The following is a 13,800-nucleotide window of genomic DNA, read 5'->3' as shown; positions in this document are numbered from 1 at the left end:
AATTCTATGATGGTCACTTTGAAGAAAATCCTTAACAACAAAAATAAGATAGTTGCCAACCTAATGAATTTGGTAACATTATATAAAACAACAACTGGTGAAATAATGCCAGATGAAATAATTGAAGATTTTCACGAAAACTCAAGGTCAAATCCATCTAAGATAAGAATTTATAACAATGTTAAGGTATGGCATCAATATAGTGTTATTGAAAAGTATAACATCCTTTCAATACACAGCTTTGTTAATTCGTGGGATTTAAGGGAACATGTAAAGAATAAACTATTCAGAAATTATCTTTGCATTGATATCAAGGGATATGCCTGCTCAATTGATACACCTTTTTCAAAAAACAATTATTATCATCTATTTATAGAATCAATTCCTCGTCTATGGTTTTTACGTAATAGTTTTTTTCTGGATAAAATAATAACTCTACTATTACCCTATAAACGTAATGAAAAATTGGAGTTGCTGTTTAAAGCATTTAATAAAAACATTGAAATAAAATATTTGCCGGAATTCATAAGAGCTAAATGTGAATATTATATTGAACTTCCTTTTCTATCAAAAAGTCCGGATGACTTTGACCTAAATTCAGGAGCCTACTTTCCTGAATCATACCGTGTTTGGTTTAAAAATCATTTCGGTTCAATTTTAAGAGCAGAATTACCAAAAATAAAACCATTCAGAAAAATTTATATAAGCAGGCAAGATGCCTCTGTAAGAAAATTTACTAATGATGAGGAAATTTCTGATGTTTTATTAAGGAGATACGATATAGAGACAGTTATACCAGGTAAATTATCACTAAATGAGCAAGCAGAACTATTTCATAACTCATATTTTATAATATCACCACATGGCGCTGGTTTAACAAATCTTATTTGGTGTCAAAACAAGGGAGGAGCATTATTAGAAATTTTTTCGTCAAAATTAGTCTCTAGCTATAGAGGCTTTGAATTGCATGCGAAAAGATTAAATTTCTTCTACGATTCGATAACTCTTAATGGCAGTACTAGAAATGAAAATGTAGTTGTTAATACTGATTTATTATGCGAAAAAATTGATGTAATGCTTGATAAATTAGATCAAAACTCACAATTAAACCAATAAAATAGAAAGTTTGATAGACAAGTAAAATATGAATAAACAAACAAATATTTCTCCCAAAATATCCATCATAACAGTCACCTTCAACTGTGCCGATGTTATTGAGGACAACATCAAATCGTGCCTGAATGAACCGGATACTGAAATCATCATGGTGGATAATCATTCTCAGGATGAAACAGCCAGGATTATAGAACCATACATCGGCAAAAAATTAAAGTTAATCAGGAATAAAACAAACAACGGTTTTACCGAAGGGAACAACATTGGAATACGTGCTGCAAATGGTCAATACATTATGTTCCTGAATCCCGATGCCAGTTTGCAACCCGGCACACTGCATAAAATGGCAGAATACCTTGATGAACATCCGGAAACAGGCGCTGTGGCGCCTTCTCTTTTATACCCTAACGGAACTTTACAAAACTATACACGCAGATTTCCAGCCCCCTGTGGTTTATGGGTAGAATCGTTTGTACCCCAAAGGTGGTGGAACCGATTTTCCTGTTATAGGAAATACACTTGTCAGGACATCTCATTCAGCACTCCACGGGAAGTTGAACAACCGGCTGGGGCTGCCATTATGTTTCGAAATCAATGGCTGCTGGATGAATATTATTTTAATTACGTATCGGATGTTGATCTTTGTAAAACCATTATCAAAGATGGCTATAACATAATACAACTACCACATATTCATATACTACATCATCAAAGCAAAGGTGGTACCGAAAACAGAGAGATTCGAACCATACTTGATTTAGACAACTATTACGGGATGCGGTACTACTTCAAAAAGCATCAGCAAACCATAGATTTGTTCTGCTATAACACATTGTTCGGAATTTCATTGTTTTTACGATTTTTCATCTCCTTATTTCAAGGAAAGAAACAAATAAAAAACAGATGGTTCAAATTAAGATATTTCATCTTCCCTGTAAATACCAGTAGTTTATATGACAATTTGTAAAAAGCCGCTCCTGGTTACCATATTGGTTCATTATAATGCACCCGATGAATGCGTTAGTATTGTAAATCAGCTGGCAAAAACAGAATACAGCAATCATGAAATTGTTGTTGTAGACAATCCTTCCACACCTGAAGTATTTGAGATTTTGAAACAACAACTCACTGACGATAAAATCCATGTGATTCAAAACCACAGCAACAGCGGGTATGGTGCAGGGATTAATTTTGGTGCAGAATATGCAAAGAAACTGGGAGCAAAATACTACCACATCATCAATACCGACACTTCTATAGTTAATGGCAATTACATTAGTAAAATCATAGAAGAATTTGACAGCACCTGCGATGCAGGCCTTATTGGGCCCGGTGTAATAACCCCATCCGGAGATGTTCAAAACACCATAATGCAACACACCTCCATTAAAAACGCCAAAAACTTTAAGAAAAACCAAAACTTCAAATCCATCACAGAAGCATATCCAAAGCTTTATCCTGTTGAAGTAATTAACGGAGTCTGTTTTATTGTAAAAGCCGAAGCATTTAAATTTATCAAAGGCTTTGATGAAGATTTCTTTATGTATGGCGAAGAACATGATTTTTGCGAAAGACTACATACGGCAGGTTATCAAGTTTATTATTGGTCTGGTTGTGCCATAAAACACTTTCATCAGCAATCTAATTGTTTCCTTTTTACATGGAGAGATGCGCTGGCCAGAATCAATCAGATACTCTATCTGCAAAAAAGAAACAGAGCTAAAGCAATTGTTTTAGCTCTGCTTTTTTCTGTAGCAACCACCTTTAAACGATTAAATAATAAGTATCAGTTTGAAATACCATACAAATCGGTAATAAAAGGATACTTAAATCCGGTAAAATTTAATAAGCAATTAAAAGATAAACATTAAAAAACCATGGAACAGATTTTAGAATTAATAAGGGGTACACTGTCAGTATCAAAACCTGATCTCCTGAGCATCATTATTTCTTTACTTTTGGCTACAGCAGTCTCCTTCGTTATATCTCAGGTATATAAATACACACATCGCGGATTAACTTTTGAGCTATCATTTATGACAACTCTAGTCGTTTTAGCTCCTATCGTATCAATTGTAATGCTATTTATCAGAGGCGACCTTGTTCTTTCATTGGGTTTAATTGGATCTCTGTCGATTATCCGATTCCGAACACCTATCAAAGATACCCGTGATATGGTATTCCTTTTTTGGGTAATTGCTGTAGGTTTGGGATGCGGTACTTATAACTGGACAATAGTTATCATTTCCTCAATCATCATCAGCATAATCATGTTTGCCTTACATTTTATAAGGTACGGGCAATCCTCCAATATTGACTATGTTCTGATCATCAGTGGAAATTCATTATATAACTTTGATTCAATCAGTTCAATAATAAAGAAGTACACAAAAGAGAATCAGATTCGTTCAAAAGAGTTGGAAGATGATTCATGGGAAATCATCTTTGAAATCAGATTTAACAAAATCTCAGGTAAAACAGCTGATGAGTTGATTAGCAGCTTAAAAGAATTAAAATCCATTGAAAAAGTTTCGCTGTTAGCTCCTCAAGTCGCTCTCCCGGTATAAAACAACCTACTTAAAATGACACATGACCTTTTAAATAACAGCCGGTTTGAATTAAAGTATCGAATCTCATATTTTACCTATTTGAAAATTCGCAATATGGTAAAAGCAAATATGAAAAAGGACAAATTTACAAGATCTTCCCAAAAGGCTGGTTATCTGGTTAGAAGCTTGTATTTTGATACCCATAGCTTAAGTGCGTATCACGAAAAAATGAGTGGTGACAATGAGAGAATTAAATTCCGAATCCGCACCTATCATGATCGTTTTACAGAAAATGCCCCCATACGGGTTGAATTGAAAGGGAGAAAGTCCGGTTTGGTAATAAAGAAAAGTGCTTTTATATCAACAGAAACATACCAACAATTTCTTATTAATAAGCATTGGCTTGAGAATGATCCTGTTCTGGAGGAGTTTGAAAGACTCATGCAAATTAAAAGTCTTGAACCGAAGGTTATTACACAGTATCGCAGGGAGGGCTACGAAACGCGTTATAAAGGTGACTTACGAATAACATTTGACCATAATGTTGAAAGTACACATGCGAATGAATTATTCCCAAATAAGGCTTTCTACAAAGAGCACCACCGAAATGCAATAATTATGGAGATAAAATTCAAGAAATCTCCTCCCAAATGGGTTCATCAATTAGTCCATATTTATGGATTAAAGGCTATAGCAAACAGTAAATTCACACAAGCCATACAGGTTTCCAGAAAAGATTTGCACCATCCCGGAGGCATTATTGTTGTAAGGTAATGCTATTCAGATACTAACTATTTAAATGATATCTATATCAATAGTTCGGTAATCTTTTTTATTTGCCTAATTATCAAACGTTTATAAACTTACTGTAACACCCTACAACCAACTGATAATAAGAGACTTACTTGTGTCTAATCCCGCTGAGCGGGTTCCGAAGAAACTAAATTAAAGTATCGGAATTTCACTGCGTTCAAACTTCGCTGTGCTCAGTATCTTAAATCTAATCCCGAATAACTCGGGAAAAGTCTAACGATCTATTGTAAATAAAACTGTTCAATGCAGGATAAATCTCTCACTTTTAAAAAAATATTTGCGGCTATTGGTTCTGTCTTGTTGTTATTTATAATTCTGATATTTGCAACTAGATATAACCCCATAATCGAATTTGACAACAATGAATTAGAGGCTGTTATTCGAAAAAAAATTAACAGACCTGAAGGTTTGATATACAGGACAAGTTTGCTTTCAATCATAGAACTTGATGCATCCAACAGTAATCTGAAAAATTTACGCGGAGTTGAACATCTTAGGAGATTAACCAATTTAAATCTGGAATATAATTCTGTTTCTGACCTCTCTCAGTTGTCACAACTCAGAATGCTTACTGCATTAAATCTTCGTAATAATGAAATATCGTGCCTCGTAACAATTGGATTTGAAGAATTAAAAGATCTGAATTTAAGAAGACTTGAATTAGGAAACAGCCCAAATACATCAGGGAAACTTAATGCAAATGCGATTACTGATATTTCGGTATTGGCTTCCTTTACATCATTAGAGCGACTAGGGCTTAATAACAATCTTATTTCAGATATAGCCCCTTTAAGACAATTAACAAACCTGAAACACTTAAACCTGAGAGAAAACAATGTTAAATCAATTTCAGCTCTTGAATTTCTCAGTAATTTAGAGTCCTTGAACCTGCATTCAAACATCAATATTGAAACCCTTGAACCATTATCAAATATTACAAATTTAAAAACTTTAATACTCCGAAATGTTCCGGTTGGAAATGACATCAGATATCTGAGAAAACTAACAAATTTAACCAGATTAAACATCAGAAACTGTAACATAAGCGAAACAACCGTTTTAGCAGAATTAATGTCTCAGGGAGCACTTCAGGATGATTGGGATAAAGGAATTAAGGCAAGTCTGGATATCAGAGATAATGTAATGCCTGAAATGGATTTCGATCCTTACGCCCCAATCAGACGATATTGGAATACAATTTTTTATGCTAGAAGAGGAGTACTGCCAATGGCAGTAAGCTCTCTGGAACCACCAGAATTCTCGCATAAAGGGGGATTTTTTAGCGAAGAATTCAATTTAATACTTTCTCATCCCGACCCTGAAGTTTCCATTTACTATACTCTGGATGGATCGATACCAGATCCCAATAATCTGGATGGAACAACTTATAAGTATAGAAACAGTTATCCTTGGTATCCATGGCATTCTTTCGGAGAAATCAAAACAGAGAAATTCATAACAAATAAATACTCTAATCCTATTAAAATATTAGACAGATCAAATAACTCGGATAAAATAACGCAAATATCCTCAACAATTCATCATGACCCTAAAGTATTCCCAGGATATATTCCTGAAACTCCTACAAAAAAAAGTATAGTAATTAGAGCTGTTGCTATTAGTAATCATCAAATCCCAAGTAAAATTGCAACTCACACCTATTTTATAAATAATAAAAAGGAGTCCGACCTATTAACTATATCAATTTCTGCTCAGGAAAGTGATTTATTTGATTATCATTATGGAATATATGTAGCTGGTATAGATTATTCAAATTGGAGAAAGGAAAACTTGCCCGGTAATAGATGGATGTGGCATGGAAATTATCATAGAAGAGGAAATTCTTGGGAAATACCTGCTAACATTGAGTTTTTTGATCCTATACATGAGATTGCTGTTATAAACCAATATGCAGGACTAAGAATTCACGGGGGATCCTCGAGAGCAGCTCCATTAAAGTCATTTAGACTATATTCAGATATTGAATACTATAAAACAGAAGGTTTTAATTATCAATTCTTTGAAGGCGTAAAGGATTGTAACTTTAAAAGATTAATATTAAGAAACTCCGGGTATGATAGAATCTGGTTTAAGGATGCTGCAATACAAAAAATAATTTCATCTTTAAATTTTGACACACAAGGATCAAGACCATCAAAACTTTATATTAATGGTGAATATTGGGGGATAATCAATATACGTGAGAGATATGATAAATACTATTTATCGAGAACTTACAATATAGATCCAGAAAAAATTGATTTATTAACAGGAAATGCAACCGTTAAAGAAGGTAGTGCGAACCATTATTTGGATATGATAGATTTTATAAAAAATAATGATCTATCTATTAGTAAGAACTACAATGAAGTAAAAAATCTAATGGATTTAGACAATTACAGAGATTACATTATAGCAAACATATATATTCAAAATATTGATTGGCCACAGTCAAATATTGATTATTGGCGTGTAAACAAAGTTTCAGACTCCATACCATCAAATAATTATAGCGACGGAAGGTGGCGATGGATGGTATTTGATACTGATAATGGTTTTGGTGTTTATTCTCTAGGTATATTGAGTGATAGCGTTTCTTATACTCATAACACTTTGGCGTATGCCACAAGGCCTAATAATTGGTCTACGTTGATTTCAAAAAACTTACTAAACAACCCAGACTTTAGAACTGATTTTATAATCAGGTTTACAGACTTACTTAATTCTGTATTTACGCCTAAATTCGTGAGTGAAACAATCCTTGAAATGAAGTCACTTTATGAACCTGAAATTCAAGACCATATAAAGCGATGGAATGCACCAAATGACATCGATGCATGGAATGAAAATATTGACATGCTTATTAAATTCGCAAACGAGCGTCCGTCATTCCAACGAGCACATATTATGGAACATTTTGATATAGAAAAAGAAATAAACGTAAACATAAACGTGTGTTGTTCAAAGAAAGGTTTTATAAGCATAAACACAATTGACATACATCCCTCTACCCCCGGCATTTCAGAAAATCCATACCCATGGAACGGAGTATATTTTAGCGAAATCCCCATAACAATAACCGCAATACCAGAACCAGGATACAAGTTTCATAAATGGAAGGAAATTGACAGCAATCAAAGAGAGTTGAAAATAACCCCCAATGACGATATAGAACTCACTGCCATTTTTATTAGAGCTGAGAATTAATTGCATCAACAACAAGGAGAATCCGCCCCGAAGGAGCAGTTTAATCTACCCCAACGGCACCGCCTTGGGAAGCAATAAATAATATAAAATTATTAAGCTGCCCTTTCAGGGCGCAAAAATTCAATATATCCCATATGCCCGGGGGCGATGCCCCGGGCGATAATAAATAAGGCTTTCAGCCTTGCCCGAAAATCGCCCCAACGGGGCAGCTCAATCTACCCCAACGGCAGAGCCTTGGGGAAAGATAGACGCCTTGGAGAATAAAATGCCCCGACCGATAATAAATAAGGCTTTCAGCCTTAATGCCCAGCGATATAGCCTTGGGCAGAATCGCCCCAACGAGGCAGCTCATTCCACCCCAACGGCACCGCCTTGGGAATCAATTTTGGGGATTGCGGGCGTCGTACCTGTCTGCCGTTACAAAAGCTGATGCGGGGCAGTCCCGCATGTGCGGCATCAAGTAACCACTATACTCCCAAATATTTTATACATAATGTTGTGCCGTCGTACATTTTTCAGTCTCAGTCCAAATCAAGTATTATCACTATACTTTCTTTGACTTTATCAATCAACTCAGTAGGTAAATTACCAACCTTTTTTATCAACCGATTATTATCAATTGAACGTATCTGGTCAATCATAATATCGCAGTTTTCATGCAGATTAGCCATTCCTTTTTTCAAATGAACTCTCAGTATATCTGCTTCTTTCTCAACATTTGTGGTAATTGGGCAAATTATCGTTGAAGGATGTGGAATCTTGTTTAACAAATCGGTTTGGATAACTAAAACAGGTCTTGTTTTTCCAGGCTCTGTCCCAATTTGAGGGTTCAAGTCAGCAATCCAAATTTCAAATCGTTTAATCGACATAATCAACCCTTTCGAAATCTTTTAGTACGCTTAATGATTCATTTTTTACTAAATCAGAATCTCGTTTGAGTTGTTTTTCAAGTATCTGTCTTTTTTGAATCCGATTATAATAATCAATTGCTTCGTTAATATATCGGTTTCTCGGCTTTTTAATCCGTGCAAGAATATTTTCAGTCTCGCCGAATATAGAATCGTCAATTTTTAATGATACTGTTTTCATGGTATATCTAATTAGTATATCACAAATATATATCATATACATGTATTTGTCAAGGCAATTTTTATGCATTGTAAATTTTTGCGTGTTCGTTAAGGGATATGCATGCGGCACAACATAGATTTAGTACCTACGGCGCTATAGTGGCAACATACAGAATTTCCCTCTGGCTATTCCCCGCCCGCCCCAACGGGGCAGCTCAATCTACCCCAACGGTAGCGCCTTGGGAAGCAATAAATAATATAAAATTATTAAGCTGCCCTTTCAGGGCGCAAAAATTCAATATATCCCATATGCCCGGGGGCGATGCCCCGGGCCATAATAAATAAGGCTTTCAGCCTTGCAATCCCGCCCCAACGGGGCAGCTTAATTCACCCCAACGGCACCGCCTTGGGAAGCAATCGCCCCAAAGGGGCAGCCAACCACAAAGCTAAAAAAATACGAAAGATAGATAAAGAGCATTCTTCCACTCGCCATAATTATTATATTTGCGTAAAAAAGAACATAAAAATGGCAAATAAAGCATCGTTCCAAATTCCAGTCTCCGGTTTCCGGTCTCCAATTCCCGGTCTCCGATTTCCGGTCTCCGGTCTCCATATTCCGATTTCCAACTAAAACCATGCTTCAAAACCTCCTATACGAAAAAAACAACTACCTCACCCTCCTATTCTGGGTGGCCTTGGGTGTATTTGCCGGACCTTTGGTTTATGCACTAGTCCCATTACACATGTTCATTATTCAAAAAAAAGGAGAATGGCTATGGTTGCTATTGGGCTTTTGGCTCATATTAACTTTGAGCGATAGTCGTAAAATAATGTTTTCATTCGCTGAAACAATAAAACCATTGGTTCTTATCACGTTGGCCTTTTTACTTTACACAAACACAAATCACCCGAAATCATCATTTTATAAACCATTCATTCCATTTTTCATCATTGCATTCTACTCCTTGGTGGAGAGCCCGAGGCTTACAACTGGATTTCAAAAAACTCTTTCCTATTTGATCTTTTTAGCAACCATTCCTGGCATAGTCAATCTATTAATCAATGATCAGCGAGATCGGTTTCTAACACATCTGGTTTACCTGGGAACAATACTACTTGGAGTCGGTCTGGTTCTGAGAGTAATAAACCCGGGTTTTGTTTTGTTCGCTGGCGAAAGATACTCCGGCCTCCTTGGAAACCCAAATGCCATAGGTATTTATGGATTTGTCTTTCTCGCTCTTTTTACAACAATAAAGCATTATCATCAACAATTATTTTCAAATAAAGAAACAATAATCATTTATTCAATAATCGCCCTTTCTCAGATTTTTGCAGGATCCAGGGGTGGCATCTTTGCTTGTTTAATCTTTATGCTGGCATGGGTCCTTTTTCGTAAAAGTGCCGTAATGGCATTTATTTCAATGACTGTAATTTTCTTTTCATCAACCTTGGTGATGAATAATTTTGTGGAAGTTGTAACTTATTTGGGTCTAACTGATTATTTTCGTCTGGAGACACTTGAAACTGGTTCAGGAAGAATTTACGTAACCGAATTAGCCTGGCAATACATACATCAAAATTTCTGGTTTAGCAAAGGATTTGCATACAATGAACACATTTTATCCATACACCAATTATCTCTTGCATCAAAAGGGCATGTAGGTAATTTCCATAACAGTTGGTTAACAATATGGATTGATACAGGACTCATTGGTTTGTTGTTGTTCTCTATTGGATGGATAACAAACTTCATAAAAGCATCGAGGTATTCCAACATGATATGGGCTCTCTTTTTTGGTATGCTGATATCAGTTTCGGTTGAATCCTGGTTGATTGCATCCTTAAATCCATTCACAATTGTCGCTGTCATCATTCTTACAATGATGAGCAATCCCAACTTTTATGCATATAATGAAAATGAATTCATAGAGCAGGATTAGAATATGAGAGCATTATTTCTATATACAGAACTTTCCGGGTATTTTATGGCTTGTATAAATACCTTATCAAAAAGAATAGCTGAGGTTCATATCGTGCGTTGGCCGGTTAATCGGGAAGCTCCCTTTACATTTAGCTTTGCAGAAAATGTAAAAATCTACGAACGCAATGACTATTCCTCCCGGGATTTAATTGAATTAGCAAATAGTATTTCTCCTGATTTTATATTTACAAGCGGATGGATTGATAAGGGCTATCTTTCTGTCTGCAGGCAGTTCAAAAATAGAATTCCAACCATTATGGGCATGGACAATCAATGGCATGGCACCGCAAAGCAAAAGCTCATGTGTATGCTATCTTCCTTTACCATTCATCCCTATTTCAACCACATATGGGTTTCCGGAAGTCCCCAAAAAACCTACGCACAAAAGCTTGGCTTTAACAACGAAAGTATTCATACAGGAGTCTATTGTGCTGATGTAGATCTATTCTCTAATGAATCTTCTTATAGAATTGAAGCAGAAGAATTTCCAAAACGGTTGATATATGTTGGTCGTTACATAAAAGCTAAAGGCTTAGATTTATTGTTTGATGCATTTATTGAACTCCAAACAGAGGAGAATAATGACTGGGAATTATGGTGTGTAGGTACGGGAGACTTGTTTGACCAGGCTATAAAACATCCAAAAATCAAGCACTTTGGTTTTGTTCAACCTGGTGAACTTAAAACAATTTTACGTAAGGCAGGTGTTTTTGTTTTACCCAGTCGATTTGAACCTTGGGGAGTCGTTGTGCATGAAATGGCAGCTGCCGGTTTTCCTATGATCCTGTCTGATGCTGTTGGAAGTCATACACAGTTTTTAAAAAGCGAAACCAACGGCTTTCTCTTTGCAAATGAAGAAAAGACAGACCTAAAATCAGCCTTAAAAAAGATGATGACACTATCAGATAAAAGCCTAATAGAAATGGCCACAGCAAGTCACGAAATTGGCATTTCCTACACACCTAACATGTGGGTTGAGAAACTGTTGAAACATATAATCAAAAAATAAATATTCTCGGCACAGGCCACCGGTCGCCCGGTAATCACCTCCAACATCTCCTCCATGCCGGAGGTAGCCGGCAATGGTGCATGTTTTGTAAATCCTTACGATGAAAATGATATGAGGGAAGGAGTATTAAAAATCATCAATAATAAGGATTACAGAGAAACCCTCATCAAAAACGGATTAAATAATACAGAACGCTTTCAACCAGCAGAAGTCGCCGCCCAATACGCCGCCATTTATGAAGAGATTTACAGCAGCATCAAATAGTTAAAAAGAAACCAACTATTATAACAAAACAATCAAACATATATATTCAAACCTGTTGCAGGTTGAAAAGGGGAAAATAGTTTTGATGTCAGAAAAAATACCAAACTATTTTAGTCATCGACTACCTGAAATTTTTAAATTAATCCAAACTTAAAAAAGAGAATCAATTCTCTGAGAAAAGGACCTTTATTACGTTACCGTAGCTAATAACTTGTATTCCGGACTTAATTAAAAGACACTTACCACACTTTTTACAAAAACAAAATATGTTTAGCACCTACGGCGCTAAAGCTGTAATGTTATGATAACGGGTAAATCTAAACTGACATTAGAATAAGATAATACCCGGTTGCAAGGTTTTACACATGCAAAACATGTGAAATTATCATATTTTCCATATAAGTAAAACTTCCGCATATTTGAATTAAGTTTTACCTATAAAGCTATATGTACAGATAACGAAGTAAAAAGTCACAAAAACAATACACTATTTAATTCCCGTAATTCTGGGTTATTAACAAACGCTTTTGCTTCATTCCATGAAGCATGACACATAACAGAGAATTCATCCTGATTTAAAGCGGCTAAAGACTCAACAGCATTTGTAAAACACTCAGGATTGCTCAGATCAAGATCAAATCCCGCTTTCTTCGCTTCCAATCCTTTCCATGGTGTACGATTACTAATTATAACCGGTCTTCCCGCCATAAAACTTTCCAATATTGAATATCCAAAGTTTTCACCCCGCGTTGGCATAAATAAACAGTCATAACTTGCCAGCAAATCCAATACCCTATTTCCTTCTGCAATGCCTTTATGAGTGATAACTACATTAGAGGGTAGTGAGTTTAGAACCTCCAAACATTTCTCCCAATATTCAAGGTCATAAAGAGGTCCATACAAATCAAGTACAACTTTTGCCATTTTCACCTCTTTAAGACATTCCAAGGCAAATAATGTATTCTTCTCAGGAGAAATCCTTGCCAGCGAAATCATCTTTAACTCACCCTCCTTCTTGATTTTATCAATCAAATTAGGAAAGTTCTTAACAGGTAAATGAGGTGCTAACATTACCTTTGTTTTTTCGCCAAAAACATTTTTAACGTCTATCTCTTCCTGCTCGCTGGTTGCGTGAAAAACAACATTTTTATACAAGCCGGCTATATGGGCAATGTATAGGAATAACCTTTTTTTCCATCCCTTTATTCGAATGGCTGTAGGAGCCAGCATTCCATAAGTCCCCAATATAATTTTATCATTAAAAGCAGTATTTCTTAAAAGAATTAATGGCAAAATTGAGAACTTATAGGAATAGATTCCATTGATATAAATGCGATCCGGATTTACCTCTTTAAACAACTCTCGGTATCTGTTAAAAGAAACCTCCTTTTCAGGAAAATAATAAACAAACTCACCTGAACTCATTTCAGTCCATTCATTCCGCTGTATCCCTTCATACGGCTCACTCTCCTGAAAATCACAGTCTCTTGTAAGAATATAAAAATCAAATTCATCACGCAGATGGCTAACTAAATTAGCGAATGCTCGTTGCCCTCCCCCCGCCTTATACCCCGGCAGGTACCAATCGATGAACACCAATATGCGAAGTTTTTTGTTTTTTGTCATAGCTCTACAAAGATAGAAAAATATCAGTGAGCAGTGAGCAGTTAGCAGTTAGCAGTTAGCAGTTAACAGTTGAGGCGTCCTGATATTGGTTGACTTTTTGAGTGATTAATATTCATAAGTTTTGCTAAAAAAAAAGAGTGCCTTGTCTGACATTTGAATTATTTT

12 protein-coding genes are annotated in these 13,800 nt (G+C 35.7%); 9 read left to right on the top strand and 3 right to left on the bottom strand.

Going from position 1 to position 13,800, the window contains the following annotated elements:
* Positions 1-6 precede the first annotated feature (6 nt).
* From EV194_RS13085 to EV194_RS13060, 6 genes are all read left to right on the top strand, one after another.
* Positions 7-1,116, top strand: coding sequence for a glycosyltransferase family 61 protein (locus EV194_RS13085; protein WP_132434491.1), 1,110 nt, complete (start codon positions 7-9; stop codon positions 1,114-1,116).
* Positions 1,117-1,144: 28 nt separating this feature from the next.
* Positions 1,145-2,083, top strand: coding sequence for a glycosyltransferase family 2 protein (locus tag EV194_RS13080; RefSeq protein ID WP_132434490.1), 939 nt, complete (start codon positions 1,145-1,147; stop codon positions 2,081-2,083).
* Positions 2,070-2,987 (top strand): glycosyltransferase family 2 protein, encoded by a 918-nt coding sequence (locus tag EV194_RS13075; protein ID WP_132434489.1) that lies wholly within the window; start codon positions 2,070-2,072, stop codon positions 2,985-2,987. The genes EV194_RS13080 and EV194_RS13075 overlap by 14 nt, the downstream gene beginning before the upstream one ends.
* 6 nt (positions 2,988-2,993) lie before the next feature.
* A complete protein-coding gene (locus EV194_RS13070) occupies positions 2,994-3,683 on the top strand; it encodes a DUF4956 domain-containing protein (RefSeq protein ID WP_132434488.1) in 690 nt (229 codons plus the stop codon).
* 15 nt (positions 3,684-3,698) lie between these two features.
* Positions 3,699-4,439: a polyphosphate polymerase domain-containing protein gene (locus tag EV194_RS13065; protein WP_132434487.1), complete on the top strand. Its 741-nt coding sequence runs from the start codon at positions 3,699-3,701 to the stop codon at positions 4,437-4,439.
* Between the two features lie 282 nt (positions 4,440-4,721).
* Complete coding sequence (locus EV194_RS13060) at positions 4,722-7,685, top strand: CotH kinase family protein (RefSeq protein ID WP_132434486.1); 2,964 nt, start codon at positions 4,722-4,724, stop codon at positions 7,683-7,685.
* Between the two features lie 521 nt (positions 7,686-8,206).
* Here the strand turns inward: EV194_RS13060 and EV194_RS13055 are convergent.
* Both EV194_RS13055 and EV194_RS13050 read right to left on the bottom strand, forming a co-directional pair.
* Positions 8,207-8,554 carry a type II toxin-antitoxin system PemK/MazF family toxin gene (locus EV194_RS13055; RefSeq protein WP_132434485.1) on the bottom strand — a complete coding sequence of 116 codons (348 nt, stop codon included), beginning with the start codon at positions 8,552-8,554 and terminating at the stop codon, positions 8,207-8,209.
* A complete protein-coding gene (locus EV194_RS13050; RefSeq protein WP_132434484.1) occupies positions 8,544-8,774 on the bottom strand; it encodes a hypothetical protein in 231 nt (76 codons plus the stop codon). Before EV194_RS13050 ends, EV194_RS13055 begins: the two co-directional genes overlap by 11 nt.
* A 616-nt stretch (positions 8,775-9,390) precedes the next feature.
* On the opposite strand from EV194_RS13050, the gene EV194_RS13045 reads away from it, so the two are divergent.
* From EV194_RS13045 to EV194_RS13035, 3 genes are read left to right on the top strand one after another with little or no spacing between them, the layout of a single operon-like run.
* A complete protein-coding gene (locus EV194_RS13045; protein WP_132434483.1) occupies positions 9,391-10,695 on the top strand; it encodes an O-antigen ligase family protein in 1,305 nt (434 codons plus the stop codon).
* A 3-nt stretch (positions 10,696-10,698) separates the two neighbouring features.
* Complete coding sequence (locus tag EV194_RS13040; protein ID WP_132434482.1) at positions 10,699-11,745, top strand: glycosyltransferase family 4 protein; 1,047 nt, start codon at positions 10,699-10,701, stop codon at positions 11,743-11,745.
* Positions 11,746-12,009, top strand: a complete 264-nt coding sequence (locus EV194_RS13035; protein WP_317128712.1) for a glycosyltransferase — start codon at positions 11,746-11,748, stop codon at positions 12,007-12,009.
* A gap of 471 nt (positions 12,010-12,480) precedes the next feature.
* On the opposite strand, the gene EV194_RS13030 is transcribed toward EV194_RS13035, so the two are convergent.
* Positions 12,481-13,635, bottom strand: a complete 1,155-nt coding sequence (locus EV194_RS13030; RefSeq protein ID WP_132434480.1) for a glycosyltransferase family 4 protein — start codon at positions 13,633-13,635, stop codon at positions 12,481-12,483.
* Positions 13,636-13,800: the final 165 nt, after the last annotated feature.

The organism is Natronoflexus pectinivorans, assembly GCF_004345615.1.
In the GTDB taxonomy this organism is placed as follows: domain Bacteria; phylum Bacteroidota; class Bacteroidia; order Bacteroidales; family Marinilabiliaceae; genus Natronoflexus; species Natronoflexus pectinivorans.
Note: the sequence above shows the minus strand (reverse complement) of the source record. Positions and strands in the feature narration are given on the sequence as shown.